The organism is Solirubrobacter phytolaccae, assembly GCF_027587195.1.
GTDB lineage: Bacteria > Actinomycetota > Thermoleophilia > Solirubrobacterales > Solirubrobacteraceae > Solirubrobacter > Solirubrobacter phytolaccae.
This window is the reverse complement of sequence record NZ_JAPDDP010000007.1, coordinates 139,630-164,512: the sequence shown is the minus strand read 5'-3', so window position 1 is coordinate 164,512 and position 24,883 is coordinate 139,630. Positions and strand designations below refer to the sequence as shown.

Here is a 24,883-nt window from a genome sequence, read left to right as displayed (position 1 = left end):
CGCCGCCGGCCGCCGCGTCCCCGGACGGGCCGCCGCCGCCCGACGCGTCGTCGCCCGCGCCCGCCGTGGCGGCCTACCGCGCGGCCGCCTCGCTCCTTCCTGGCGCCGGCATGCCCGGCCTCGAGCGCGGGCTGCTTCCCCTCGCGCTCTTGTCCGTCGGCGTCGTGGAGGGCGACTTCGGGCCGTACGAGCCGTGGGCGCGACCGCACGTCCACCTCGCACGCGGGGAACGTGGCCGCGCCGTTGCCGCGCTCAACGACGTGCCCGACCCGCCCGCCGACCTGCTGCAGGAAGCACTGTGGGCGCTCACAGCAGGCACGGCGGCCGCGCTGAACGACCGCCGCACGCTCGAACGCGCCCGCGCGCACCTCGCGCCCGCCGCCGAGGAGCTCGCCGGCGCGGGCAGCGGCGTGCTCAGCTTCGGGCCGGTCGCGCACTACCTCGGGGAATGAGGTCCGCGCGGGCGGCGTCTGGCGTCGCATGAACGTCGACACGCAAGCCTGCACGGTCGTTCGCTCCGGCCTCAGCTACACCGGGCGCCAGGGATACGACTACGACCATGGCATCTCGAACGCGACCTCGAACGCGAAGGCGCTGTGCCTGCACCGCGCGCCGTTGCCACCCGGCGCACGCGCCGTCGCGCACCTGCACGAGGACCACGAGTCGGCGATCTTCGTCGTCCGTGGCCGGGGCGAGTTCTGGTGGGGCGCGGAGCTCGAGCATCACGAGCTGGTCGAGGCCGGCGACTACATCCATATCCCGGCGGGTGTGCCGCACGTGCCGTACAACCCCGGCCCCGACGTGTTCGAGGTCGTGCTCGCGCGCACGGACCCGAACGAGCAGGAGAGCGTCGTGACGCTGCCGGAGCTCGACGCGCTCCCCCACTTGCCCCGACGCTAGGGGTTTCCCTGATCAACCGGCCGCGGCGCGTCCGTAGCGTCGCGGCCATGACCATCGACATGCGCAAGTGCCTGGTGCTCGCGGCGGGATTGATCGTCGCCGCGACCCCGGCCACGGCGGCCGCGACCGGCGGTGGCCCGCAGGTGATCGCGAGCGGCCTCGACAACCCGCGCGGGCTCGACTTCGGCCTCGGCGGCGAGCTGTACGTCGCCGAAGCCGGCCGCGGCGGCACCGACTGCAGCCTCGAGAGCCCTGAAGGCGGCGAGCCGGGCTGCTTCGGCAAGACCGGCGCGATCACCAAGATCGACAAGCGCGGCAACAAGAAGCGGGTCGTCGCCAACCTGCCGTCGGTCGCCTCGCAAACCGGCGGCGAGGCCAGCGGCCCGTCCGACATCTCGTTCACGCTCGGCGGCCTGCTCGGCTACTTCACCGTCGGCCTCGGCGCCAACCCGGCGCTGCGCGACCAGCACCCGCAGACCGCGGGCATGGGCAAGCTCTACCGCTTGCTGCCGACCGGCCACGTCCTGGGCACCGCGGGTGACCCGGCGGCCTACGAGGCGGCCAACAACCCGGACTCGGGCCAGCCGACGGCCGAGGTCGACTCCAACCCGAACTCGGTCGACGCGACCGGCCTGCACGTGACCGTCGCCGACGCGGGCGGCAACAGCCTCATCCGCTACGGCCTGCGCGGCCCGGAGACGCTCGGCGTGATCCCGTTCAAGATGAGCCCCGCGCCCGAGATCCCCGACTTCCCGGTCCCGCCGGGCACGCCGATCCCGACCCAGTCCGTCCCGACCTCGATCGTGCGCGGCCCGGACGGCGCCTACTACGTCGGCCAGCTCACCGGCTTCCCGTTCCCGACCGGCGGCGCGAGCGTCTGGCGGATCGTCCCCGGCCAGGCCCCGACCGAGTACGCCACCGGGTTCACGACCATCAACGACCTCGCGTTCGGCAAGGACGGCACGCTCTACGTGCTGCAGATGACGAGCGCGACGCTGATCGGCCCGCCGACGCCCGGCAAGCTGATCCGCGTCCCCAAGCGCGGCGCGCGCACCGAGATCGCGCCGGGCACGCTCACGTCCCCGACCGGCCTCGCCGTCCACGACAAGTTCGCCTACGTCTCCAACAAGGGCGACCAGGCGGGCGCGGGCGAGATCGTCAAGCTCCCGCTGCGCTAGATCCCGGCTGACGGGTACGGCAGCTGCGCCGGACGGGGGATCTGCGGATCGACCCACCGGCGCAGCGCCGTGTCGCAGATCGCGTAGCCCCAGTTGATCAGGCGCTCCTGCGTCTCGTCGGGCAGCTCCGCGAGCCGGGTCGGGACCTCCGCCAGGGCGAGCACCGCGGCGTCGGGGGGATCGACGATCGGGTCGGGCAACCCGTAGTCCCGCACCAGCGAGCGGATGCCCCAGTACGCGCCCTCGCGCTGCTGGCGCACGTAGGAGTCGACGGTCCAGCGCTTGCGCAGGTCGCGCACCTGGTTGTCGATCACCGCGAGCACGCGCAGCATCTGCGTCGGCCAGAGCGACGGCGGTGCGTCGTCGGCGGCCATCTGCCCGCCCGCGTCGGAGACGAGCACCGTGCGGCAGACCTTCCAGACGGTCTCGAGGCCCATGTTGTCGTAGACGCCGCCGTCCGTGAGCGCGATCTTGCCGCGGTAGTCGGGCGTGGCGAGGTCGTTGCCCTCGACGGTCTCCCACTGCGCGTCGCTGAGGTCGAGCGTGAACGGCGACAGCACCGGCGGGAACGCGGACGAGGCCGCGACCGCGTCCGCGAGCGACGTGTCCGGGTCGGGGATCATCCCGACGCGCCAGTCGGCGATGTACGGCCGCGAGAAGCGGAACAGCACGCCGGACTCGAGGTTCGTCGCGCAGAGCACGAACCGCGGGGCGCCGGCGTCCGGGAGCGCCTGCAGCGTCGCGTCGCCGAACAGGTGCTTGCGGTACGCCTTCGCGATCTCGCCACCGATCGTGTCGAACGGCAGCAGCCCGCTCAGGACGGACCGCACGTCGATCGTGTGCCGCGCCAGCTCGCGCACCGGCTCGACGACCTCTGCCACCAGGTTCGTCGCCACGTCGGCCTGCCAGTCCAGCTTGCTCCAGCGCAGGCCGAGCGTCCCGGCCGTGATCGACCCGCCGGACACGCTGGAGATGCGGTCCAGCCCGCGCAGCCGACCCGCTTCGTTGAGCCGCCAGAGCGTCCCGAGGTGGAACAGCATCGCGCGGTAGCCGCCGCCCGAGAGGCACAGCCCTGAGCCGGAGTCGGGATCGAGGCCGGAGTCCGTCGGGATCTCGCGGACCGGCATGGCACGTGCGGGCGCTGCGGGCATCACGCTCTCCTCTCGCCGCCTGAGGCGCCGACGCTACCGCCGACGGTGAGGACTCGTCAACCGGCGAGTGGTGAGCGCTCGCTGGGCGTCGCGGCCCAGCTGGCGAGGAGGTTCAGCCCGGTCTCTGAGGGGCTGCCCGCCGCGGCGGTGAAGATCGCCATCGGCAGCTCGTCGGCGGTGAAGGTGACCATCTCGAAGGTGAGCTCGAGCTCGCCGACGATGGGATGGCGGATCGCCTTCACGCCGGCGCGGTGCGCGTGCACGGTGTGCGCCGCCCACCAGGTGCGGAACGGCTCGCTGCGGGCCGAGAGCTCCTCGACCAGCGCGCACAGCTCGCGGTCGTACGGGTTGCGGCCCGCGTAGCTGCGCAGCGTGCCGACGATGTCCTTCGCCACCCGTTCCCAGTCGAGCCAGAACGTGCGCGCGGCAGGGTCCAGGAACGTGAAGCGGGCGCCGTTGGGCGGGCCTTCGGGACTTTCGAAGAGCGGGGCGAAGAGCGCGTGGCCGAGCGCGTTCGCGCCCAGGTAGTCGCCGCGCGCGTTCGTGATCGTCGCGGGCGCGCCGAGCGAGTCCAGGACGCGCCGGGCGGCCGGTCGGATCTGGTGCGGCTCCGCCGGCAGGCTGCGACGGGCCGACGGCCCGGACGCGTGGACGAGGTCGAACAGGTGGGTGCGCTCCGCGTCGTTCAGACGCAGCGCCTCGGCGAGCGCGGCGAGCACGCTGTCCGACGGCGCCGTCGCCTGGCCGCGCTCGAGCCGCTTGTAGTACTCGACGCTCACGCCGGCGAGCGAGGCGACCTCCTCGCGGCGCAGCCCGCGCACCTGGCGCCGGCCGTGGACCGGGAGCCCGACGTCGGCGGGGGTGACGTTCGCCCGTCGCGTGGCCAGGAACTGCGCCAGCTCATTCGACGAGACACCCATGGCTACCCACTCTAGGCGTCGCGCACGCGAAGCGGGGGTGCCCTGCGAGTACCCCTCTCGCAGGGTCCTTTTATCGCCCCGCGGCCACCCCCATAGTGCCTCGCAGACATGACTGCGACCACCACCACTTCCAAGGCCGTCGGCGCCCCCTCGGCGACCGCCGCCCTCGAGCCGCTCGCGATCGAGCGCCGGGCGATCGGCCCCGACGACGTCCGTATCGACATCAAGTTCTGCGGCATCTGCCACTCCGACATCCACTTCGCCCGCGGCGAGTGGGGCGAGATCCCCTACCCCGCGGTGCCCGGCCACGAGATCGCGGGCATCGTCGCCGCCGTCGGCGACAACGTGAGCAAGTACGCCGTCGGCGATCGCGTCGGCGTCGGCTGCATGGTCAACTCGTGCGGCGAGTGCGAGAACTGCAAGGCCGGCAACGAGCAGTACTGCATCCCCGGCAACACGCAGACCTACGGCTCCGTCGACAAGGACGGCACGCCGACGTACGGCGGCTACTCCGACCACGTCGTCGTCAACCAGCACTTCGTGCTCCGGATCCCGGACGGGATCGCGCTCGACGCCGCCGCGCCGCTCCTGTGCGCCGGCATCACGACCTACTCGCCGCTGCGCCACTGGAACGCGGGCCCCGGCAAGCAGGTCGCGGTCGTCGGCCTCGGCGGGCTCGGCCACATGGCGGTCAAGTTCGCCAAGGCGCTCGGCTCCGAGGTCACGGTGCTCAGCCAGTCGCTGCGCAAGCAGGAGGACGGCCTGCGCCTCGGCGCCGACCACTACTACGCGACCAGCGACGACGCGACCTTCGAGCAGCTCGCGCACCGCTTCGACCTGATCATCAACACGGTCAGCGCGGCGCTGGACATCGGCCGCTTCCTGAGCCTCGTCAAGACCGACGGCGCGCTCGTCAACGTCGGCGCGCCGGGTGAGCCGCTGCCCGTCCCGGTGTTCGCCCTGCTGATGCAGCGGCGCACGTTCGCCGGCTCCGGGATCGGCTCGATCGCCGAGACCCAGGAGATGCTCGACTTCTGCGCCGAGCACGGCATCACCGCCGAGATCGAGGTGATCCCGGCGGACAAGGTCAACGAGGCGTGGGAGCGCGTGCTGGCCTCCGACGTCCGCTACCGCTTCGTGATCGACAACTCCACGCTCTAGCTACGGCGTCGTCGTGGCCAGCGTGTAGGTGAGCGTCTTGGCGTAGTTGCCGGTGCGCAGCAGATCGCCCGCACCGATGTGCTGCGTGAAGCTCAGCGTGACGGCGTCCGCGCCGACGGGGCGGGCGTAGTCGAGCAGCGTCCGCGGGGTGCCGGAGAGCGCGCCGGCGCCCGTGGAGGTGCCGGCCGCGCTCGTGGCCCGGATCTGCAGCGGCGAGGCCAGCGCGTACGTCCCGTTCACGAGGTGCCCGGGGTGGTTGGTGGTCGAGTCGACGACGCTGAACGTCGCGGCCTGGGCCGTGCTCGTCACCGTCGCGGTGCCGGTCGCCGTGTAGTCGCGCGCCTGGCCGACGAGGAACGAGGCGAAGCGCGGCGCCTCGCCGAGCGAGATGTCGAGGACGAGCGGCGGGGCGGTCACGGTGTAGTCGACCGTCTTGGTGCGTTCGTTGCCGGCGGCGTCACGCGCGGTGAACTTCAGCTGCTTGTCGCCGAGGCTCGTCGTGTCGACCGTCGCGGGGCCGTCGCACGCGGCGACGGCGTTCGCGTCGGCGCACGTGAACCCGGTGGTCGCGAGCTCGCCGCGCGTGTAGGTCGCGCGGACCGAGCCGGTGTCGATCGTCGGTGCGGTGGTGTCGACGATGAACGTGCCGGCGGTCGTGCCGGTGTTGTCGACGACGTCGTTCTGGCTGGCCGTGACCGAGTAGGACCCGTCGGCCAGCGACGGCACCGCGACCGAGTAGGTGCCGTCGGAGCGGACCGTGGCCGTGAGCGTCTGGCCGCTCGAGAGCTTGAGCTTGACCGTGGTGGCGTCGCCGAAGTCGGTGCCCGCCGTGCCGGTCAGCGCGGACGGGTTGTAGGTCATCGGCGCGAGGGTCGGCTGCGGGGCCGTCGCGTCGTTGTACGTGATCTTGATTGACGCCTCCTCGTCGGGCGAGATGCCCTGGGTGACGTCGTGCATCCGCTGCGGGTCGGCGAAGCTCGCGCCACCGCCGCCGCCACCGGAGCCCTTGGTCGGCCCCGAGGTCGAGCCGCCGCCACCGCCGCCGAAGATCCCACCGCCGCCTCCGCCACCGGCGCCGGACGTGAGCGTGGGCGCCGCGCCACCGACGCCACCGGCGTTCGCGACACCGGCCGCGCCGGCCGCGCCACCGGTGGAGAGCACGCCACCGGCGCCGCCGAACGTCGCCGAGCCGGCGCCACCGCCGCCCGCGTTCTCCTGCAAGCTGGTGCCGCCTGCGCCCGCGACCCCGGCGTTCCCGCCGTCGCCGCCGTCCACGCCACCACCGCCGCCACCGCCACCGGCGGCCGCGACCAGGTATGTGTCGCCGACCAGCAGCGCCGCCATGTGCCCGCCCGCGCCGCCCTGCTGACCCGTCGCCGCGCGCGCGGCGCCGCCGTCGACGCGGAAGACCAGCGGCGTGCCGGGCGTGACGTCCAACCGGCCGCTGACGAGCGCGCCCTGACCGCCGTTCCCCGCCTCGCCGGCCACGGACTCGCCGTCACGGCCGGGAGCGCCGGAGAGGCGCACGTCGAGGCTCGTGACGCCCAGGGGCACCGGGATCGACACGTCGCCGCGGACGTCATAGGTGAACCGCACCTGCGCGGCGGACGCGGGCGTCGCGACGGCAAGGCCGGCGGCGAGGGAGAGCAGGACCGTGGTGGAGAGCTTGGACATCGGTCCAGCCACGGTGGCACGCGCTCAGGCCGTTGACGACCTGAACATTCGTTGGCCTAGACGGAAGTTCAGCCAGAAGTCCAGGTCGACAAGTGGACCGCGAAGTCAGCGAAAGCCTTCTTCATCGCGTCCGGTCGCTCGATCCATGGGAAGTGCGCCCCGCCGTCGATTCGCCGCCGTAGGACGTGGTCGCCGTCGTACTGCGGCTCGTCCCACAACCGCTGCGTGACGATCCGGTCCGCGCCGCCGCTGACGATCAGCGTCGGCAGCTCCTCCGGGAACCACGCCGCTTCGTAGGTGTGGTCGAAGTGCGCGTCCGACCACGCGACCGCCGCGCCGTTGTAGGGCATCCGGCCCAGCAGCTCCGCGCCCGCCTCGACGCCTTCGGGCGTGAAGTTCCAGGTCGCCGACTCGACCGCGATCTCGCGCAGGTTCGCGTCGCTCGGGTCCGCCTCGTAGCGCTCGGTCGCGGCCGTCACCGCCGGCAGCGGGTTGGTCTCAGTCATCGCGATGAACGCCGGCATCCAGTCGGCGGTGGGTGCGGTGCTGATCAGGACGAGCCCTTCCAGGAGCTCCTCCAGCTCGGGCGTGGCGAGCAGGTACATCCCGCCGGTCGAGTGGCCGAGGAACACCGGCCGCCTGACCGCCCGCGCGGCCTCGACGACCGCGTGCGGCCAGGCCGAGAACGGGTCCGCGGGCGCGCCGGGCGCGTCCGTGTTCGAGCCGTCGCCGGGCAGGTCCACCAGCCAGCACGTGCCGGGCACGTCGAGCGCGTCGACCAGCTCGTGCAGGCTCTCGGAGCCGATCCCGGGCCCACCGGGCAGGAACAGCCAGTCGACGTCGCCGGGCCGCCGCGTGCGTGCGCGCAGCCGGACGCCGGAGGCCGTGAACCGCGTTTCGAGATCCTGTGTCGTAGCCATGCTCTGAAGCCTGTCGGCGCGGGGCGGTGCGCGCATCCGTAGGGCGCTACTGCACTCCGGCGGTCCGCACGGCTCAGTAGCTTGACGGGCCGTGATCGTCGCAGCCGTAGCGGAGAGCGTCCGGCGGGCCGGCCGGGAGCTGGAGGGCGTCGAGCTGCGACGCCTGGACGACGAGCGCCTGGACGACGTCGAGTTCCTCGTGCCGCAGTGGGGCCAGGTGCCGGACCTGGCGGCGATGCCGGCGCTGAAGGTCGTGCAGGTGATGTCGGCCGGGACGGACTGGATCGACGACGCGGTCCCGGAGGGCGTGACGCTGTGCAACGGTCGCGGCGCGCGCGACATCCCGGTGGCCGAGTGGATCGTCGGCGCGGTCCTCGGCGCCGCGACCGGCCTGCTGGCGAGCGCGAAGGACCCGCGCTGGGAGCACCGCCCGCCCGCCGAGGTGCACGGGTCGCGGGTGCTGATCGTCGGCCACGGCTCGATCGGGCGCGCGGCCGAGGAGCGGCTCTCCGCGCTCGGCGCGACCGTGATCGGCATCGGCCGCGGGGAGATGGCGCAGCTCGCGGGCCGGGTCGCGTGGGCGGACGTCGTCGTCAACCTCGTGCCGCTCACGGAAGAGAGCCGGGAGGTGTTCGACGCGGACGCGTTCGCCGCGATGCGCGACGGCGCGCTGTTCGTCAACGCGGGCCGCGGCGGCACCGTCGACCAGGACGCGCTGCTGCAGGAGCTGACGAAGCCGCGCCTGCGCGCCGTGCTGGACGTGACCGACCCCGAGCCGCTGCCCGCCGACCACCCGCTGTGGGCGGCGCCCGGCGTGCTCGCCATCACCAGCCACCAGGCGGGCGACAGCCACGCGGCGGACGCGCGCGCCGTCGAGCTGGCGGTGGACCAGCTGCGCACGTATGTGGCGGGCGGGCCGCTGCGCAACGTGATCCGGCTAGGCTGAGAAGAGCAAGTACCGGACGAGACGCGCGCCGTACCCGGGACCGACAAGACGACGCGCACCCCCTGTTCGATCTCATCCGGAGGTGCGCATGTCCTGGGTAGTGCTGTTGGTGGCCGGGCTGTTCGAGACGGTCTGGGCCCTGGCCCTCAAGCAGTCCGACGGCTTCACGAAGCTCGGCCCGTCACTCGTGTTCGGCGCGGCGATGCTCGTGAGCATGGCCCTGCTCGCGTGGGCGCTGCGCGACCTGCCGGTCGGCACGGGCTACGCGGTGTGGACGGGCACGGGCGCCGTCGGCGCGGCGGTCGCCGGGATCGTGCTCCTCGGCGACTCCGCCGCGCTCACGCGGCTCCTGCCGATCGGCCTGATCGCCGTCGGCATCGTGTGGCTGGCGCTCGCCGAGGCCTAGGCGGCGTCCGTCCGCGCGTAGACGGGTGCCGTGCGGCGCCGGCGCGCCGGCCACAGCTTGTCGCCGAGCAGCGTCAGCGCCGCCGGGGCCATGAACAGGCGCACGAGCGTGACGTCGACGAGGACGGCGGTGGCCAGGCCGACGCCGGTCATCTTGATCACGGGGTCGGGGTCGGTGGCGAAGCCCATGAAGACCGCGATCATGATCGCGCCGGCGGCGGTGATAATGCGCTTGGTGCCGGCGCAGGCGGCGGCGATCGCCGCGCGGTGGTCGGTGTGCCGGTCCCACTCCTCACGCACGCGTGAGAGCAGGAAGACGTTGTAGTCCGTGGACAGGCCGAACAGGATCGCGAACATGAACAGCGGGACGTACGGGACGACCGGCTGCTGCTCGACGCCGAGCAGGGAGGCGCCCGTCTCGGTCTGGAACGCGAGGGCGATCACGCCGTAGGCGGCCGCGATCGAGGCCAGGTTGAAGACGGCGGACATGAGCGAGATCCGCCACGAGCGGAACGCGAGCAGCAGGAGCAGGAGCGACAGGCCGACGACCGTGCCCGCGAACACCGGGATGCGCGACGCGATCTTGGTCGCCTCGTCGCCGTAGCGGGCGGTGCGCCCGCCGACGTAGGCCTGCGCACCGGTGCCGCTGAGCGCGGCCGGAACGACCGACGACCGGATGCGCTCGACGAGCGCCCGCGTCGCGTCCTCCTGCGGGCCGTGCTTGGGGACGACGGTGATCACGGCCGTGTCGCCGGCCTCGTTCACGACGGGTTCGTCCACGCGCGCGACCTCGCGGTCGGCCTCGAGCTTGCCGGTGAGCGCCTGCAGCGGAGCCTCGTCGCCGTCCTCGGGGAGCGAGACAGCGACCGCGAGCGGCCCGTTCACGCCGGCGCCGAACCCGGCCGCGAGGCGGTCGTAGGCCTGGCGCTGGGTGGCGTCCGGGCCCAGGTTGCGGTCGTCGGGCTGGCCGAGCTGCAGGCCCGCGGCGGGAGCGGCGAGCGCGGCGGTGACGAGGCCGGCGGCGAGCAGCGCGAACACGGGGCGCTTCGTCGCCCACGGCGCCTTGACGGGCTTGGCCGGGCGCGTCTCGGTGGCCTTGCGCTCGCGCTTGGGGATCAGGCGATCGCCGGCCTTGGCGAAGCGGGCGGGGAGCAGGATCACGCAGACGACGGCGCAGACCAGGACGACCAGACCGGCGGCCACGCCCGCGCGCCCGACGAAGGGAATTCCCGTGACGAGCAGCCCGGAGATCGAGACGAGCACGATCCCGGCGGCGGTCAGCGCGGAGTGGCCGGCGTGCGCGTTGGCCCGCCGCGCCGCCTCGCGAGGCTCGTGCCCGGCCCGCAGCTCCTCCTGCTGGCGCGCGGTCATCAAAAGCGCGTAGTCGATGCCGGCGCCGAGGCCGAGCATGCCGCCGAGCGTCGGCGCCAGGCCGGGCACCTCGGTGAGCGCGGCGACCCACAGCAGCACGCCGAAGCCGGCCGCGACACCGGCGAGCGCCGTGCCGAGCGCGTTGCGCGCGGCGCGCAGGTTGCGCAGCACGGCGATCAACAGCGCGACCGCGATCAGCAGGCCCGCGAGCTCGCCGATCGGGAACCCACCGGTGGCGGCGCCGTCGATCGGCTCGCCCGCCATCGCGACCTGCACGCCGGCCTTCGGGAGCGCGGCGGTGGCCCGCTCCAGCCCCGTGCGCGCGTCGCCGCCGAGCGCGGTCGCGTCCTCGTCGTAGCTGACGGTCGCGAACGCGGTCCGGCCGTCCTCGGACACGCGGTCGGGCGTGTCGAACGGCGGCTCGACCGCCACCACGTGCGGCTGGCGCTCGATCGTCCGCAGCGCGCCCTGGAGGTCCTTGGCCTCCAGCTTGTCCCGCGCGCTGAAGACGACCACGGCGCTCGTGCCCGACTGGGCGGGAAAGCGCTTTGCGAGCAGGTCCTGCGCGGTCTGGGACTCGATGCCCGGGACCGTGAAGTCGTCCTTGAAGGCGCCGCCCGCGGCGACCCCGCCGCCGATCACGGCGACGAGCGCGAGCAGGACGGCGAGGGTGGCGGCGCGCGGACGGCGCCCCATCACGTTGGCGAGCCAGGAGAGCAGGGAGGTCATAGCTCGGCAAGGTACATAGACTCAGTCTAAAAATCAACTGCATCTAATTTTCGCCTGAGTGCTACTTTTTGCTCCAGATGTCTGGTCTTCGTGAGCGCAAGAAGCAGGCGACCCGGATCGCGATCCGCGACGCCGCGATGCGCCTGTTCGCCGAGCAGGGCTTCACGGCGACGACGATCGACCAGATCGCGAACGCCGCCACGGTCTCGCGGGCGACGGTGTTCGGCTACTTCGCGACCAAGGAGGACATCGTCTTCGGCGACGCGCCCTCCGCGGTGCCGGCGCTCGAAGCCGCGCTTGCGGAACGCCCGGAAGGCGTCGGCACGGCCGCCGCGTTCCGCGACTGGCTACTCGGCCTCGCGGAGCTCGGGGGCTGGATCGAGCCCGAGCTCGTGCTGCAGCTCCAGCTCGCCGACGAGGTGCCGACCGTCCGCGCCCACCGGCTCGCGCTCCACCGGGACTTCGAGCGGGTCGTCGCCGAGGCGCTGCAGGCGGAGCTCGGGCCCGATCAGCGGCTCGCGGCGGCGCTGGCCGCCGCGGCGCTGATGGCCGCGGTCAGCACCGCGGAGGAGACCGCCGCCCGGCGCATGCGCGACGAGCGGCGGGAGCTCGCCCCAGCGGAGTTCGCCGAGCTGCTCGGCGAAGCGGTGACCTTCGCCGAAGCGGGGATCGCGGCGGTGCGTCGCCGCTAGCGGAAGGCGCTGCCGCCGGTGGCGGTCAGCGTCTCGCCGGTGACGTACGCGGCCCCGCCGCCGCCGGCCAGGAACCACACGAGGTCGGCCATCTCCTCCGGCGTCGCGGCGCGGCCGAGCGGCACCGCCGCCAGCGCCTCCTCCATCCGCCCGGTCGTGCGGTTGCCGGGCGTGTCGACCCAGCCCGGGGCGAGCGCGTTCACGCGCACCCGCGGCGCCAGCTCCAGCGCGAGCGAGCGGGTGAGCGCGACGACCGCCGCCTTCGACGCGCAGTACAGCAACTGCCCCGGCGAGGGCACGAACGCGTCGATCGAGGCGAAGTTGACGACCGCGGCGCCGTCGGCGAAGTGCGGCGCGGCGGCCTGCGTGACGAGCAGCGTGCCGAGCACGTTGACGTCGAACGTGCGGCGGTAGAGCTCCACGGTCGCGGTCTCGAGCGTGGTCGGCGGGTAGATGCCGGCGGCGTTGACGACCGCGTCGATCGGGCCCAGCTCGGAGGCCACGTGCGCGACCGCCGCGGTCACGGCCGGCGCATCCGTGACGTCGAGCTCGATCGCGAGCGCCTCGCCGGAGTCGGCCTCCGCACGGTCGAGCGCCGCCACCTCGTACCCCTCCGCGAGGAAGCGCTCGGCGCACGCGCGGCCCATCCCGCTCGCGGCGCCGGTGACGATCGCGACGCTCATCGCCCGACCGGGACGGGTTTCGCGGCGGCGTCGAGCGCGCGGTGCGCGTCCTTCATCTGCCGGTTCCAGAGCGCGCGGACGATGTCGATCCGCGCGTCCGGGACGTCGATCTCCGCGAAGTGCGCGGCGAGTGCGCTCCGGCGCTCCGGCTCCAGTCGCAGCATCCGCGCGACCAGCTCGGTCTGCGTCGAGTACACGGGCAGCTGCGGCCCGCGCGGCGCGGCGAGCCCGATGAAGTACAGGTTCTCGACGCCGACCGGGAGGGTGAGCCCAGCCGTGCGCAGCGGCGCGCCGTCGCGCCAGCGGATCAGCTCCGCGTCCAGGAACGGCAGCGTCACGTCGAAGCCCGTCGCCCACAGGATCGTGTCGAACTCGCGGCTCGTGCCGTCGGTGAAGTGCACGGTCCTGCCGTCCAGGCGCTCGATGCCGGGCGCGACGTCGATCCGGCCGTGCTGGATCCAGTACGGGAGCAGGTTGTTGACCACCGGTGGCTGCTCGTTGAGGTTGCGCGTCGCCGGGTTGGGCAGGCCGCGGTAACCCTCGGGCGGGCCGATCACGATGTCCGACAGCAGCCGCGCGATCCGCTCGTTGACCTTCACGGGCAGCTTCGCGAGCCAGCCGATCTCCGCGCGCGGGCGGCCGAACACCGCCTTGGGCTGGAACATCTGCCCGCGCCGGATCGAGATCGTCGACTGCAAGCGCGCGTTGGCCGCGTCGACGGCGAGGTCGCAGCCCGAGTTGCCCGCGCCGACCGTGAGCACGCGCGTGCCCTCGATGTCGTCGATCGAGCGGTACGCGCCCGAGTGGATCTGACGACCGGTGAACTCGCCCGGGTAGTCGGGGACGTGCTGGTGCTGGAGGTGCCCGTTGCAGACGAGCACGCCGCTGTACTCGCGGGTCTCGCCGTCGTCGGTCTGCACGCGCCAGCCGTCCTGGCCGCCCGCGCCGAGCGGCGTGATCCGCTCCACGCGCACCCCGAAGCGCACGTGCGCCCGCACGCTGGTCTCGGTGGCGAAGCCCTCGAGGTAGTCGCGCATCTGGTCGCGGCTCGGGTAGACGGGATAGCTCGACGGCATCGGGTAGCCCGCGAAGCCCGACAGGTCACGCGAGGTGATCAGGTGCAGGGACTCGTAGTCCGTGTGCCAGTGGCCGCCGACGCGGTCCGTCGCCTCGAAGCAGTCGAACGCGATGCCCTGCCGCTGCAGGACCTCCATCGCACCCAGGCCGGCCGCGCCGGCTCCGATCACGCACACCTTCATCGCGCCAGATACCCCCCATCGATGATCAGCTCGGTGCCGGTGACGAAGCTCGCGTCGTCAGAGGCCAGGTACGTGACCGCGCCGGAGATCTCGCTCACGTGCGCGCGCCGGCCGAGCGGCGTGAGCGGCACCACGCCGCCCTCGGGCTCGTCCTCGTTCATGGGCGTCGACACGCCGCCGGGGCAGATCGCGTTGACGCGGATCTTGTCGACCGCGTGCTCGAGGGCCGCGGTCTTGGTCATGGCGATGATCGCCGCCTTGCTCGCGGTGTAGGCGACGTAGCCCTCGGAGCCGGTGACGCCGAAGATGCTCGCGACGTTGACGATCGAGCCGCCGCCCGCGCGCTGCAGCGCGGGGATCGCGGCCTGCATGCCGAGCAGCGTGCCGGTCACGTTGACCGCCAGCAGCCCGTTCCAGGCCTCGAGCGTCTCCTCGACCAGCGGGTTGACGTGGATGATGCCCGCGTTGTTGACGAGCACGTCGAGCCGGTCGGCGCTGCTGACCGCGGCGGCCCAGTCGGCGGGCTCGGTCACGTCGAGGTGGCGGTAGGTGACGTCGAGGCCCTCGCCGCGCAGCTGGGCGGCGGTCGCCTCGCCGGCGTCGTCGAGGACGTCGCCGGTGATGACCTTCGCGCCTTCGCGGGCGAGGCGCTCGGCGTGCGAGGCGCCCTGACCGCGGGCGCCGCCGGTGATGATGGCCACTCGGCCGGAGAGCCTGCTCATGCCCAGAAGCGTGCACCGTGCGCGGCCTTCTGACCATTGCCGATCTTCGCCTCCGGCTATCGGCTGCGCCTATACCGGGTCGAGTCGGAGCTGCTCCTCGACGATCGCGATCAGCGCCGCCATCGCCTTCGAGGGCGGCGCGCCGCGGCGGGTGATGAACGCGTAGCGCTCGTGCAGCGGCGGCTCCAGCGAGACCCACGCGAGCCGGTCGGTCAGCCCCAGCTCGCGGATGAGGGCGAGCGAGACGACGGAGTCGCCGACCCCGCTCAGCACGAGGTCCAGCGCCGCTTCGGGCGACTCGACCTCGGCCACCGGCGCGAGCCGCACGCCCGCGTCGTCGGCGCGCTCGCGCAGCTGCCGGCGGGTCGGGTCCGCGTCGCCGGAGAACACCTCGGGGAGCACGAGCTGCGCGGCCGCGAGCTGCTGGATCGAGCGCGGCTCACCCCGCAGCCGGCCACGGTCGGCAGTGACGTACACGGCTTCGGTCGTCCACACCCGCTCGCCGACCACGAGCCCGCGCCCGTCGACCGGCAGCGCCACGAGCGCGGCCTCCAAATCGCCACGGCGGACGGCGTCGGCGGTCTCGGTCGAGTTGCGGCTGATGACCCGCAGCCGGACGCCGGGATAGCGCTGCCGGAACGCGGCGATCGCGGCCGTCATCACGTGGTGGTGCGCGGTCGAGAACGTCCCGAAAGCGACGGTGCCGGAGACGATCGCGCCGGCCTCGCGGACCGCCTCCTCGGCGTCGCGCGCCGCGGCGACCGCGCGCTCGGCCCGGGGCACGAGCAGCCGGCCCGCGTCCGTCAGCACGAGGCCGCGGTTCGTGCGCACGAACAGCGCCACGCCCAGTCCCTGCTCGAGCCGTCGCAGCTGGTCGGACAGGCTCGGCTGGGAGACGAAGCACGCCTCGGCCGCCGCCGACACCGACCCGCGCTCCACCGCCGCCAGGAAGTACCGCAGCTGCTGGAGCGTGACGACCACGCGCCAAGCATGCCCGATACTGCGGGGATGGTCATCGAGGTCGAGAACCCGTCGCGGCGTGAAGTCATCGGCACGGTGCCGCGTCATGGCGCCGAGGACGTCGACCGTGCCGTCCGCGCCGCCGCGGCCGCCTTCGGAGCCTGGCGCGCGCTCCCGGCGCTCGAGCGTGGCGTACGTCTGCTGCGGATCGCCGAGGACCTGTCGGCGATCGGCGAGGAGCTGGCGCGGACGATCGCGGAGGAGACCGGCAACGCGATCCGCACCCAGGCGCGCGGCGAGGCCGCCACCGCCGCCGACGTGTTCCGCTACTTCGGCGGCGTCGCGAGCGAGCAGAAGGGCGAGACGCTGCCGCTCGGCGACGGCCTGTTCAGCTACACGCTGCGCGAGCCGCTCGGCGTCGTCGCCGCGATCGTGCCCTGGAACGCGCCGGTCCTGCTCGCTTCGCTGAAGGTCGCGATGGCGCTGTGCACCGGCAACACGCTCGTGCTCAAGCCCGCGGAGGACGCGCCGCTCGGCGTGCTGAAGATGGCCGAGGTCTGCTGGCGCCACCTGCCCGAGGGCGTGCTGAACGTCGTCACGGGCTACGGCGAGGAGACCGGTGGCGCGCTGCTCAACCACCCGGGGATCGCGAAGATCACGTTCACGGGCTCGACGGAGGTCGGCCGGATCGCGATGCGCGCGGCGGCCGAGCGGATCCTGCCCGTATCGCTGGAGCTCGGCGGCAAGGCACCCGCGATCGTCTACCCCGACTCGGACGACGACGCGACCGTCCAGCACGTGATCACCGCGATGCGCTTCGCCCGCCAGGGCCAGTCGTGCACGGCGGGCTCGCGGCTGTTCGTGCACGCGTCGATCTTCGAGGCGTTCACGGCGAAGCTGGCCGCGGCGCTGGAGACGCTCGTGGTGGGCGACGCGCTCGACGAGGCCTCTGACATCGGCTCGCTCATCAACGGCACGCAGGACGCGCGGGTCTGCAGGTTCGTGCAGGAAGCGCTCGACCAGGGCGCGGTGGCGTTGACGGGTGGCCTGCCGGGCTCGCGCCCCGGCTACCAGCTCCCGCCGACCGTGCTCACCGGGGTCGAGCAGTCCTGGCGCGTCGCGCGCGAGGAGGTGTTCGGCCCGGTGCTGGTCGCGATGCCGTGGGAGGACGAGGCCGAGGTGATCCGCTGGGCCAACGACACCCACTACGGGCTCGCCGCGTTCGTGTTCTGCCGTGACATCGAGCGCGCGCTGCGGGCCGCGCACGCGATCGAGGCCGGGTGGGTGCAGGTCAACCGCAGCGGTGGCCAGCTGCCCGGGATGAGCTACGGCGGCAAGAAGCTGTCCGGCCTCGGCTCGGAGTACTCGATCGAGGGCGCGCTGGAGAGCTTCACGCAGCGCAAGAGCATCACCATCGGGCTGGGCTAGAAGCTGCGCAACGTCCTGCCGTCGGCGTCCAGCCAGCTCCAGCCGTCCAGCCCTTCGGCGTCGACCGGGGCGAGCACGACGTTGGCCTGGACGGCGTGCGTCGTGCGCGTCCCGCTCTCCAGCCGCAGCTCGACCCGCGCCACGCCGTCCGGGACGACGGCCGTGAAGCGACGGCCGCCGGCGGGCAGCTCCTTGATGCCCCAGGCGGTGCCGCGCTCGATGTCCGCGAGCGGGAACGGCCCGTCGCCGACCCCGTCGCGTGCGACGACGTAGACGCCCTGGGTGCCGCCCGGCGGCTCGTGCTGACGGAGCTTCGGCGGGAGCGCGTCGAGGTCGGTACGCGCGAACGCGACGTACGCCGTGTCCCCGACCGCGCGGATGGACCCGGCGTCGACGACGAACGGGCTGCGCAGGGCGGTGAGCGCGATGCGCGCCTCGGCCGAGCGATCCTGCGGCCGGTCGAACACCGAGAGCACGGCCGTGACCTCCGCGGGCACGGAGCTGTGCACCACGCGCGCGGGCGGGATCGGGTCGGGGTTGCGCGACAGGACGCCGGTCGCGGCGGCCAGCGCGGAGCTCCCCGCCACGATCACCAGCGACAGCGTGAGCGCGTTGCGCAGCCGGCGCCGGCGCGGCTTCACGGCCCGGAGCGCGCTGATCGCGGCCGGGTCGGGGTCCAGGTCGCGCAGCGTCTGCAGGTAGTCGACCACGGGCTGGTCAGCGGTCATCGGGGCTCCCCCGCGGTCGTGAGGCGTTCCAGGTCAGGCATCGCGCGCAGTCGGGTCCGCGCGCGGGAGATCAGGGAGTTGACGGTGCCGCGGCGGCAGTCGAGCACCGCGGCGATCTGGCTGTCGGGGAGGTCGTGCACGTAGCGCAGGACCATCGCCATCCGCTCGCGCTCGCCGAGCCGCTGCAGGGCCAGCCGGGAGGCGGCGGCCGCGTCGAGCTGGCCGGCGTGGTCGGTGGCCGGCGCCGGAAGCTCCAGTGCCGTGTCGTCGAGGGTCGCCTCTGCGGCCCGGCGCCTGCGGGTTCCGCGTTGGGCGCGGAACGTCTCGCGGAGCGCGATCCGGTGCACCCACGCGTCGAACTTGTCCGGGTCGCGGAGCTGCGTCCGGCGTTCGAGGACCCGGATCGCGACCTCCTGCGCGACCTCGCGCGCCTGGTCACCGGGTCCGAGGATCGCCACCGCCGTGCGGGTGGCGAGGGTGAGGGCGCGAAGGGCCTGGGCGTCCGTGTCCGACATCTACTTCCTTAAGAGCGCGGGCCTCCCTGAATGCTTGCAAGCGCGCGGGCCAGGGCGTCGGTCAGCGTCGGGACGTGCGGCTCGTCGAGCGCGAGCGGCGGGCGGATCTTGAGCACGTTGCCCCCGCGCCCGGTGGTGCCGATGAGCACGCCGAGGCGGCGCATCTCATCGCGCACCGCCTTCGCCCGCGCTTCGGTGTCGAGCTCGACGGCGACCGCGAGGCCGACCCCGCGCACCTCGGCGATCGCGGGGTGATCGATGACTTCGAGTGCGTCGAGCAGTGCCTTCGACGTGCGCTGGACGCGGTCCAGCACGCGTTCGTCCTCGAGCACGTCCAGGACGGCGAGCGCGGCGGCGGCGCTGACCGGGTTGCCGCCGAACGTGCTGAACAGCGTCGTGCGGCCGACGAGCTGCGCAACGATCTCGCTGCGCGTGATCACCGCCGCGACCGGGTGGCCGTTGCCCATCGGCTTGCCGAGCGTGACGAAGTCCGGGACGATCCCGAACCGCTCGAAGCACCACAGGTGGCTGCCGGTGCGGCCGTGGCCGGACTGGACCTCGTCGGCGATCCACAGGCCGCCGGAAGCGCGGGTGCGCTGGACGAGGCCTCGGACGTGCGCGGGGTCGAGGTCGTGGATGCCGTCGCTGGTGACGACGCCGTCGAGGATCGCGGCGGCGGGCGCGTGGCCGCGCGCGTGCAGGGTCTCGATCGCGGCGTCGAGCGCCTCGTGCGGCGCCCAGGTCGCCACGTGGTCCGGGCCGGGCGCGCCGAACCAGCCCTCGGGCGAGAGCGCGGCGATCGCCTCGGTGATGCCGTGGTAGGCGAAGTCGGTGCACAGCCCACCGCGGTTGCCGGTCACGGCCGTCGCCATCCGCCACGCGAGGTCGTTGGCCTCCGAGCCGGAGTTGACGAGCAGCACCGTGTCGAGCTCCGGCGGGCAGGTCGCGATCAGCCGCTCGGACAGCTCGATCGCGTTCGGGTGCAGGTACCGCGTGTGCGTGTTGATGCGGCGGCTCTGGCGCGCGATCGCGGTCGTAACTCGCGGGTGCGCGTGCCCGACGCACGGCACGTTGTTGTAGGCGTCGAGGTAGGTGCGCCCGGCGGTGTCGGTGATCCACACGCCCTCGGCGCGCAGCACCTCGATCGGCTCCGCGTAGAACAGCGGGTCGACCGCGGGACCGAAGGCCTGGGCGCGGCGTGGTTGGAGCGAGGGGTCGGGCGCGCGCGCTCCCTCGCCGCCCAGCGCGCGGGTGACCGCATCCCAGCCGGTCGTCTCCAGCGTCTCGATCGCGCCGAGCGCGAGCGCGTTGTACCGCTCGGCCCACGCCTGGTCCTCCAGGCCCTGGGCGACACGCCAGGAGCTGATCGCGATCGTCAGCGCCGCGCGCGCGGCCCAGGCCACGCCGAGCACCTCAAGCTCGATGTCCTCGAGCGGGACGCGGCGCTGGTAGCCGTCGAGCACGAGCCGGGCGGCGCGCAGCAGCTCGTCGCCCTCACGGCCGCCGCACACGGAGTCGAGCACGGAGGCGAGGTCCGTGACGAGCGCGGTGTGGCTCATGTCGCCGAAGTCGATGATCCCGGTGATGAGGCCCGCGTCGTCGGTCAGCGCGTTGTCGACGGTCAGGTCCGTGTGCGCCACCTGTGCGCGCAGGAGCGGCCAGCGCGGCGTCGCGCGCTCCTCGAACGCGTCGAGCACCCGCTCCACCGTCGCCCGGGCGCGCGGGTCGCGGACGTCGCCGAGCATCGCGCGCGCCCGGAGCGCGTGCTGAACGTCCCACGGCATCACGCGGACGGCCTTCGGGTGGGTGAACCCGCGCAGCGCCTGCCCCAGCCGTGCGGTCGTCTCGCCCCAGTGCGCCAGCGCGGCGTCGGAGAGGTCGGTCGCGGCGATCCGGCTGCTCCCGGGCAGCACGTCATAGAGCCGCACCCAGTGTTCGCGCCACCGCGCGCGCAGCTGTGTCGCGTCGTCCCCCGGGTGCTGTGGCAGCGCGACGCTCAGCCCTGGATCGACCGCGGTCACGTGCAGGGCGGCCGCGGCCTCCATGTCGAGCACGTCCGGGTCCTCGGCGGCGTTGGAGACCTTGAGGATCGCCACGGGGCCGTCGGCCTCCAGCCGGAACGTGCGGTCGCGTTCGCTACCGAGGTCCTTCGCGGTGCGCGCGCGGACCCCGAACCGCGTCGCGGCGATCTCGACGGCGTCTTCGGTCGTCAGGTTCGGCGTCGCACCGGTCAGCACTCGGTCCACGAGTCGCGAGGCTACGCGACGCGGTGTTTGATCGCCGCGCCGTGGTGGAGAGCAACCGAGCGTGATCGGCTACTACGTGCACCACCAGGGCGACGGACACCTGGCACGCGCCTGCTCGATCGCCGCCCACCTCGGCGACGAGGTGGTGACGGGGCTCAGCTCCCGCCCGCGACCGGACCGCTGGCCCGGGATGTGGGTGCAGCTCGCCCGTGACGACGATCCCGCGCCGGCCGAGGACGCGCACCCGACCGCCGGCGGCACCCTGCACTGGGCGCCGACCGGACACCCGGGGCTGCGCGAGCGGATGGCGCAGCTCGCCGCGTGGATCGCGACGTACACGCCGCGGCTGCTGGTGGTCGACGTGTCGGTGGAGGTCGCCGTCCTCGCGCGCACGATGGGTGTGCCGACGATCGTGATGGGCATGCCGGGCGTGCGCGAGGACCGTGCGCACCAGCTCGGCTTCCAGCTGGCGGACGCGATCATCGCGCCCTGGCCGGAGTGGGCGGGCGTGCTGCGCGGCGCCGAGCCGTGGGCGGCGAAGGTCCACGCGGTCGGGGCGATCTCGCGCTTCGACGCGCGCTCGCGGGTCGCCGCGGGTCAGGGACCGCCGCGCGTGGTCGTCCTCTCGGGCCGCGGCGGCACCGAGCTCACGCTCGACCAGCTGACGGCCGCGGAAGCCGCGACGCCCGGCTGGACGTGGACCGCACTCGGCCCACCCTCGCACCGCTGGGTCGAGGACCCGTGGCCGCTGCTGTGCGCCGCGGACGTGATCGTCACGCACGCGGGGCAGAACGCGATCGCCGACGTCGCCGCGAGCGGTCGCCCGGCGGTCGTGATCCCGCAGCCGCGCCCGTACGACGAGCAGCACGCGACCGCGCGGGTGTTGGACGAGGCGCGCCTCGCCGTCGTGCGCACGCGCTGGCCGGAGCCGCACGAGTGGGACGCCGTGCTCGCCGCGGCCTTGAAGCTCGGCGGCGAAGGCTGGTCGCGCTGGCGCACCGGAACCGGCGCCGAACGCGCGGCGGCGGTGCTGCAGGAGCTGGCATGCGCGTCACGCTGACCGCGCCGGCCGCCCGGTGCCGAACGCGCGGCGGCGATGCTGCGGGAGCTGGCGTGCGCGTCACGCTGACCGCGCCTGCCGCCCGGCGCCGCCGCGCCGACGAGGAGCGCGCGTGCGCACCGCGGTGATCACGCTCGTCGCCGGGCGCCACGAGCACCTCGTCCGCCAGCGCGCGGCGCTCTCGGACGGCGTCCACCATGTCGTCGTGGCGATGGGCGACGGCGAGGCCGCACGCTGCCGGGCGCTGCTCGGCGAGGCCAGCGACGTCATCGGCGTCGACGCCGAGCCGGACGGGCTGCCACTCGCCCGAGCGCGCAACGCGGGGGCGGAGCACGCGCTGGCCGCGGGCGCGGAGCTGCTCGTCTTCCTCGACGTCGACTGCATCCCGGGCGCCGCGCTTCTCGAGCGCTACGCGGCGGTCGCCGACGACGACCCCGCGCTGCTCTGCGGGCCGGTGAGCTACCTTCCGCCCGCGCCGCCCGGCGGCTACCCGTCGACCGGGCTGGACGCGCTCGCGAAGCCGCATCCCGCGCGCCCCGTCCCGCCCGAGGACGGGGTCCAGCGCAGCGGCGACCACACCCTGTTCTGGACGCTCTCCTTCGCCGTCACCGCGCCCACCTGGCGGCGGATCGGCGGGTTCTGCGAGGCCTACGTCGGCTACGGCGGCGAGGACACCGACTTCGGGCAGCTCGCCGCGCGCGCCGGCGTCGACCTCGTCTGGGTCGGCGGCGCCTGGGCCTACCACCAGCACCACGCGACACAGTCCCCGCCGGTCCAGCACCTCGCGGACATCGTCCGCAACGGCGCGCTGTTCCACCGACGCTGGGGCTGGTGGCCGATGGGCGGCTGGCTGTCCGCGTTCGCCGAGCGCGGCCTGGTCCGCCGCGACGCCGCGGCCGACCGCTGGGTGCTCACCTGAGCACCAGAAGGAGGACACGCGCGCAACCAATGGCGTACGACACCCGGCGCGGGCGCCGGTAGCTTCGCCTCGCCATGAACCAGGACCTCTCTTCCAGCACCGCGCTCGTCACCGGCGCCACCTCCGGCATCGGCCGCGCGGTGGCGCTGCGGCTCGCGGCCGAGGGCGCGGACGTGATCGCGGTCGGCCGTGACCAGGCGCGTGGGGCCGAGACCGTCGCCGCGATCCACGCCGCGGGCGGTCGCGCGCGCTTCATCACCGCCGACGTCAGCGACCCGGACAGCGTGCGCGTGCTCGCCGAGGACGCGGGCGAGATCGACATCCTCGTCAACAACGCCGGCCTCGCGGTGTGGGGGCCGACGGCGGAGGTCACCGTCGAGGTGTTCGACGCGCTGTTCGCGACCAACGTGCGCGGCCCGTTCTTCCTCGTCGCCGCGTTCGCGCCCGGGATGGCGGTCCGCGGGCACGGCAGCATCGTCAACCTCGGCAGCATGGCCGGGAGCGTCGGCCTGCCCGGCTCGGCCGCCTACGGCGCGACCAAGGCGGCGCTGGAGTCGATGACCCGCGCGTGGGCGACCGAGTACAGCCCGTTCGGCGTGCGCGTGAACAGCGTCGCGCCCGGCCCGACCTACACCGCCGCCGCGACCCGCGAGGTCATGGACACCTACGCGCCGACGCTCCCGCTCAACCGCGTCGCCGACCCGGACGAGATCGCCGAGGCGATCGTCTTCCTCGCCTCCCCGCGCGCGAGCTACGCGACCGGCGGCACGTTCGCGGTCGACGGCGGGCGCACCGCCGCCTAAGCGGACCGGCGCCGCTCCGGAGCGGTCGGCAGCGTCCAGCCGTTGTCCGCGACGTTGAGCGTCACGCCGGGCGGGACGATCGCGTCGATCCGGTCCAGCAGCTCGTCCGACAGGGTCACGCCGTCGGCGGCCAGGTAGGACTCGAGGTGCGCCATCGTGCGCGGCCCGACGATCGCCGACGTCACCGCGGGGTGGCGTGTGACGAACGCGATCGCGAGCTGGATCAGCGTGAGGCCCGCCTCGTCGGCGAGCGCGCCGAGCGCGTCGGCCGCGTCGAGCTTGGCCGCGTTCGCCGGCGAGCTCGTGTCGTACATGGCCGCGAACCGCTGGCGCGCCGCGGCGGTCGGACCCTCGATCTCGAGCCCCTTGCGATAGCGGCCGGAGAGCCAGCCGCCGGCGAGCGGGCTGTAGACGAGCACGCCCATGCCGTAGCGCTGGGTGGTCGGCAGCACGTCGTGCTCGATGCCGCGGTTGAGCAGCGAGTACGGCGGCTGCTCGGTGCGGAAGCGCTCGCGGCCGCGACGCTCGGCCACCCACTGCGCCTCGACGATCTGCGACGCCGGCACGGTGGAGGCGCCGAAGGCCCGGATCTTGCCGGCGTGCACGAGATCCGACAGCACGCCGAGCGTCTCGTCGATGTCCGTCGTCGGGTCCAAGCGGTGCACCTGGTAGAGGTCGATCCAGTCCGTGTCGAGCCGGCGCAGCGAGTCCTCGACCGAGCGCGTGATCCAGCGCCGCGACGTGCCGCGGTGGTTGGGCTCCTCGCCGAACGGCAGGCCGACCTTCGTGGCCAGCACGACGTCGTCCCGGCGCCCCTTGAGCGCCTTGCCGACGATCTCCTCCGACTCACCCGCCGAGTAGAAGTCGGCGGTGTCGATGAAGTTGATCCCGGCGTCGAGCGCCGCGTGGATGATCCGGATCGAGTCGTCGTGATCGGCGTTGCCGAAGGCGCCGAACATCATCGCGCCAAGGGTCAGCTGGCTCACGTGGACGCCGGTGCGCCCAAGGGGTCGGTACTCCATGCGGTGCTCCAATCAAAGAAACGGAGAGGGTGTCCACAAGAGTAGCGGATACCCTGTCCGCTTACACCGGAGGCCGAGCTTTAGCCGTCGGTGTGCAGCGTGATCTGGTAGCCGTCCGGATCGGCGAAGGCGAAGGTGCGGCCGAACGGCCCATCGAAGGGCTCGGTCACGATCGCGACGCCGGCCCCGGCCAGCGCGTCGTGGATGTCCTGCGCGTCAGGCGCACGCATCCACACCGCGATCCCTTGCCCCGGCTGCTCGACGGCGCTCAGATCGACCCCGGGCAGCAGATCACGGACGGCGAAGGCCACCGGCTTGGTGTCGAAGACCACGGCGTGAGGCGGACCCGCGGGGTTGCGGACCAGCCCCAGGTACCGCTCGTAGAACGCCGCGGAGCGTTCGAGGTCACGCACTTGCAGTGAGATGAAGTCAGGTCCGACTGCGGGCATCAGAGGCTCCTCGAGAAGGGGTTCACTCGATCAAGCCTACGT

Annotated in this window: 24 protein-coding genes, 1 pseudogene and 1 riboswitch; of the genes and pseudogenes, 11 read left to right on the top strand and 14 right to left on the bottom strand. The window is 73.5% G+C overall.

Features of this window, described 5'->3' with window-relative positions; genetic code table 11:
• The 3 genes and pseudogenes from OJ997_RS06130 to OJ997_RS06120 all read left to right on the top strand — a co-directional run.
• Positions 1–452, top strand: a pseudogene (locus OJ997_RS06130) (SARP family transcriptional regulator); the annotation flags it as partial.
• Positions 453–480: 28 nt separating this feature from the next.
• A complete protein-coding gene (locus tag OJ997_RS06125) occupies positions 481–900 on the top strand; it encodes a cupin domain-containing protein (RefSeq protein ID WP_270024175.1) in 420 nt (139 codons plus the stop codon).
• Between the two features lie 47 nt (positions 901–947).
• Complete coding sequence (locus tag OJ997_RS06120; protein ID WP_270024174.1) at positions 948–2,078, top strand: ScyD/ScyE family protein; 1,131 nt, start codon at positions 948–950, stop codon at positions 2,076–2,078.
• On the opposite strand, the gene OJ997_RS06115 is transcribed toward OJ997_RS06120, so the two are convergent.
• Positions 2,075–3,229 (bottom strand): patatin-like phospholipase family protein, encoded by a 1,155-nt coding sequence (locus OJ997_RS06115; RefSeq protein ID WP_270024173.1) that lies wholly within the window; start codon positions 3,227–3,229, stop codon positions 2,075–2,077. The genes OJ997_RS06120 and OJ997_RS06115 overlap by 4 nt on opposite strands.
• A 56-nt stretch (positions 3,230–3,285) precedes the next feature.
• The gene (locus OJ997_RS06110) at positions 3,286–4,149 is read right to left on the bottom strand and encodes a helix-turn-helix domain-containing protein (protein WP_270024172.1); all 864 of its coding nucleotides are present in this window, start codon (positions 4,147–4,149) and stop codon (positions 3,286–3,288) included.
• 108 nt (positions 4,150–4,257) lie between these two features.
• On the opposite strand from OJ997_RS06110, the gene OJ997_RS06105 reads away from it, so the two are divergent.
• Positions 4,258–5,310, top strand: coding sequence for an NAD(P)-dependent alcohol dehydrogenase (locus OJ997_RS06105; RefSeq protein WP_270024171.1), 1,053 nt, complete (start codon positions 4,258–4,260; stop codon positions 5,308–5,310).
• On the opposite strand, the gene OJ997_RS06100 is transcribed toward OJ997_RS06105, so the two are convergent.
• Entirely contained in the window at positions 5,311–6,984 is a 1,674-nt protein-coding gene (locus OJ997_RS06100; protein ID WP_270024170.1) for an Ig-like domain-containing protein, read from the bottom strand. It lies immediately after the preceding gene.
• Between the two features lie 68 nt (positions 6,985–7,052).
• The gene (locus tag OJ997_RS06095) at positions 7,053–7,904 is read right to left on the bottom strand and encodes an alpha/beta fold hydrolase (protein WP_270024169.1); all 852 of its coding nucleotides are present in this window, start codon (positions 7,902–7,904) and stop codon (positions 7,053–7,055) included.
• Between the two features lie 91 nt (positions 7,905–7,995).
• Here OJ997_RS06095 and OJ997_RS06090 point away from each other — a divergent pair, with 91 nt between their 5' ends.
• Both OJ997_RS06090 and sugE read left to right on the top strand, forming a co-directional pair.
• Complete coding sequence (locus OJ997_RS06090; RefSeq protein WP_270024168.1) at positions 7,996–8,850, top strand: NAD(P)-dependent oxidoreductase; 855 nt, start codon at positions 7,996–7,998, stop codon at positions 8,848–8,850.
• Positions 8,841–8,908: riboswitch (guanidine-III (ykkC-III) riboswitch) on the top strand. (Overlaps the previous gene by 10 nt.)
• 30 nt (positions 8,909–8,938) lie before the next feature.
• Positions 8,939–9,256: a quaternary ammonium compound efflux SMR transporter SugE gene (gene sugE, locus OJ997_RS06085; protein ID WP_270024167.1), complete on the top strand. Its 318-nt coding sequence runs from the start codon at positions 8,939–8,941 to the stop codon at positions 9,254–9,256.
• On the opposite strand, the gene OJ997_RS06080 is transcribed toward sugE, so the two are convergent.
• Complete coding sequence (locus OJ997_RS06080; RefSeq protein ID WP_270024166.1) at positions 9,253–11,355, bottom strand: MMPL family transporter; 2,103 nt, start codon at positions 11,353–11,355, stop codon at positions 9,253–9,255. The two genes, sugE and OJ997_RS06080, sit on opposite strands and share 4 nt — an antisense overlap.
• Positions 11,356–11,432: 77 nt before the next feature.
• Between OJ997_RS06080 and OJ997_RS06075 the strand changes: the two genes are divergently transcribed.
• Positions 11,433–12,047, top strand: a complete 615-nt coding sequence (locus OJ997_RS06075) for a TetR/AcrR family transcriptional regulator (protein ID WP_270024165.1) — start codon at positions 11,433–11,435, stop codon at positions 12,045–12,047.
• On the opposite strand, the gene OJ997_RS06070 is transcribed toward OJ997_RS06075, so the two are convergent.
• The 4 genes from OJ997_RS06070 to OJ997_RS06055 all read right to left on the bottom strand — a co-directional run bounded on the left by OJ997_RS06070 (position 12,044) and on the right by OJ997_RS06055 (position 15,692).
• Positions 12,044–12,730, bottom strand: a complete 687-nt coding sequence (locus tag OJ997_RS06070) for an SDR family NAD(P)-dependent oxidoreductase (RefSeq protein WP_270024164.1) — start codon at positions 12,728–12,730, stop codon at positions 12,044–12,046. The genes OJ997_RS06075 and OJ997_RS06070 overlap by 4 nt on opposite strands.
• Positions 12,727–13,977 carry a flavin-containing monooxygenase gene (locus OJ997_RS06065; RefSeq protein ID WP_270024162.1) on the bottom strand — a complete coding sequence of 417 codons (1,251 nt, stop codon included), beginning with the start codon at positions 13,975–13,977 and terminating at the stop codon, positions 12,727–12,729. The genes OJ997_RS06070 and OJ997_RS06065 overlap by 4 nt, the downstream gene beginning before the upstream one ends.
• Positions 13,978–13,985: 8 nt before the next feature.
• Complete coding sequence (locus OJ997_RS06060; RefSeq protein WP_270024161.1) at positions 13,986–14,711, bottom strand: SDR family NAD(P)-dependent oxidoreductase; 726 nt, start codon at positions 14,709–14,711, stop codon at positions 13,986–13,988.
• A gap of 69 nt (positions 14,712–14,780) precedes the next feature.
• A complete protein-coding gene (locus tag OJ997_RS06055; RefSeq protein ID WP_270024160.1) occupies positions 14,781–15,692 on the bottom strand; it encodes a LysR family transcriptional regulator in 912 nt (303 codons plus the stop codon).
• 9 nt (positions 15,693–15,701) lie between these two features.
• On the opposite strand from OJ997_RS06055, the gene OJ997_RS06050 reads away from it, so the two are divergent.
• Positions 15,702–17,099, top strand: coding sequence for an aldehyde dehydrogenase family protein (locus OJ997_RS06050; RefSeq protein ID WP_270024159.1), 1,398 nt, complete (start codon positions 15,702–15,704; stop codon positions 17,097–17,099).
• On the opposite strand, the gene OJ997_RS06045 is transcribed toward OJ997_RS06050, so the two are convergent.
• The 3 genes from OJ997_RS06045 to OJ997_RS06035 are packed head-to-tail and all read right to left on the bottom strand — an operon-like array spanning position 17,096 to position 20,588.
• Positions 17,096–17,827: a hypothetical protein gene (locus OJ997_RS06045; protein WP_270024158.1), complete on the bottom strand. Its 732-nt coding sequence runs from the start codon at positions 17,825–17,827 to the stop codon at positions 17,096–17,098. The genes OJ997_RS06050 and OJ997_RS06045 overlap by 4 nt on opposite strands.
• Positions 17,824–18,342, bottom strand: a complete 519-nt coding sequence (locus tag OJ997_RS06040) for an RNA polymerase sigma factor (RefSeq protein WP_270024156.1) — start codon at positions 18,340–18,342, stop codon at positions 17,824–17,826. Before OJ997_RS06040 ends, OJ997_RS06045 begins: the two co-directional genes overlap by 4 nt.
• Positions 18,343–18,350: 8 nt before the next feature.
• Positions 18,351–20,588 (bottom strand): aminotransferase class III-fold pyridoxal phosphate-dependent enzyme, encoded by a 2,238-nt coding sequence (locus tag OJ997_RS06035; protein WP_270024155.1) that lies wholly within the window; start codon positions 20,586–20,588, stop codon positions 18,351–18,353.
• Positions 20,589–20,649: 61 nt separating this feature from the next.
• Between OJ997_RS06035 and OJ997_RS37390 the strand changes: the two genes are divergently transcribed.
• From OJ997_RS37390 to OJ997_RS06020, 3 genes are all read left to right on the top strand, one after another.
• Positions 20,650–21,648 (top strand): glycosyltransferase, encoded by a 999-nt coding sequence (locus OJ997_RS37390; protein WP_270024154.1) that lies wholly within the window; start codon positions 20,650–20,652, stop codon positions 21,646–21,648.
• A 112-nt stretch (positions 21,649–21,760) separates the two neighbouring features.
• Positions 21,761–22,567: a glycosyltransferase family 2 protein gene (locus OJ997_RS06025; RefSeq protein ID WP_270024153.1), complete on the top strand. Its 807-nt coding sequence runs from the start codon at positions 21,761–21,763 to the stop codon at positions 22,565–22,567.
• Positions 22,568–22,641: 74 nt separating this feature from the next.
• Positions 22,642–23,370 (top strand): SDR family NAD(P)-dependent oxidoreductase, encoded by a 729-nt coding sequence (locus OJ997_RS06020; RefSeq protein WP_270024152.1) that lies wholly within the window; start codon positions 22,642–22,644, stop codon positions 23,368–23,370.
• Here OJ997_RS06020 and OJ997_RS06015 read toward each other — a convergent pair.
• A complete protein-coding gene (locus tag OJ997_RS06015; protein WP_272599400.1) occupies positions 23,367–24,392 on the bottom strand; it encodes an aldo/keto reductase in 1,026 nt (341 codons plus the stop codon). The genes OJ997_RS06020 and OJ997_RS06015 overlap by 4 nt on opposite strands.
• 80 nt (positions 24,393–24,472) lie before the next feature.
• Positions 24,473–24,841, bottom strand: a complete 369-nt coding sequence (locus tag OJ997_RS06010) for a VOC family protein (protein ID WP_270024150.1) — start codon at positions 24,839–24,841, stop codon at positions 24,473–24,475.
• Between the last annotated feature and the right edge of the window lie 42 nt (positions 24,842–24,883).

Bases quoted from the DNA above. Each gene is read 5' to 3' on its own strand.
- OJ997_RS06105 (WP_270024171.1), top strand. From the start codon at position 4,258: ATGACTGCGACCACCACCACTTCCAAGGCCGTCGGCGCCCCCTCGGCG.
- OJ997_RS06040 (WP_270024156.1), bottom strand. From the start codon at position 18,342: ATGTCGGACACGGACGCCCAGGCCCTTCGCGCCCTCACCCTCGCCACC.
- OJ997_RS06060 (WP_270024161.1), bottom strand. From the start codon at position 14,711: ATGAGCAGGCTCTCCGGCCGAGTGGCCATCATCACCGGCGGCGCCCGC.
- OJ997_RS06110 (WP_270024172.1), bottom strand. From the start codon at position 4,149: ATGGGTGTCTCGTCGAATGAGCTGGCGCAGTTCCTGGCCACGCGACGG.
- OJ997_RS06015 (WP_272599400.1), bottom strand. From the start codon at position 24,392: ATGGAGTACCGACCCCTTGGGCGCACCGGCGTCCACGTGAGCCAGCTG.
- OJ997_RS06125 (WP_270024175.1), top strand. From the start codon at position 481: ATGAACGTCGACACGCAAGCCTGCACGGTCGTTCGCTCCGGCCTCAGC.
- OJ997_RS06080 (WP_270024166.1), bottom strand. From the start codon at position 11,355: ATGACCTCCCTGCTCTCCTGGCTCGCCAACGTGATGGGGCGCCGTCCG.
- OJ997_RS06045 (WP_270024158.1), bottom strand. From the start codon at position 17,827: ATGACCGCTGACCAGCCCGTGGTCGACTACCTGCAGACGCTGCGCGAC.
- OJ997_RS06120 (WP_270024174.1), top strand. From the start codon at position 948: ATGACCATCGACATGCGCAAGTGCCTGGTGCTCGCGGCGGGATTGATC.
- OJ997_RS06020 (WP_270024152.1), top strand. From the start codon at position 22,642: ATGAACCAGGACCTCTCTTCCAGCACCGCGCTCGTCACCGGCGCCACC.
- OJ997_RS06100 (WP_270024170.1), bottom strand. From the start codon at position 6,984: ATGTCCAAGCTCTCCACCACGGTCCTGCTCTCCCTCGCCGCCGGCCTT.
- OJ997_RS06050 (WP_270024159.1), top strand. From the start codon at position 15,702: ATGCCCGATACTGCGGGGATGGTCATCGAGGTCGAGAACCCGTCGCGG.
- OJ997_RS06070 (WP_270024164.1), bottom strand. From the start codon at position 12,730: ATGAGCGTCGCGATCGTCACCGGCGCCGCGAGCGGGATGGGCCGCGCG.
- sugE (WP_270024167.1), top strand. From the start codon at position 8,939: ATGTCCTGGGTAGTGCTGTTGGTGGCCGGGCTGTTCGAGACGGTCTGG.
- OJ997_RS06010 (WP_270024150.1), bottom strand. From the start codon at position 24,841: ATGCCCGCAGTCGGACCTGACTTCATCTCACTGCAAGTGCGTGACCTC.
- OJ997_RS06075 (WP_270024165.1), top strand. From the start codon at position 11,433: ATGTCTGGTCTTCGTGAGCGCAAGAAGCAGGCGACCCGGATCGCGATC.
- OJ997_RS06095 (WP_270024169.1), bottom strand. From the start codon at position 7,904: ATGGCTACGACACAGGATCTCGAAACGCGGTTCACGGCCTCCGGCGTC.
- OJ997_RS06115 (WP_270024173.1), bottom strand. From the start codon at position 3,229: ATGCCCGCAGCGCCCGCACGTGCCATGCCGGTCCGCGAGATCCCGACG.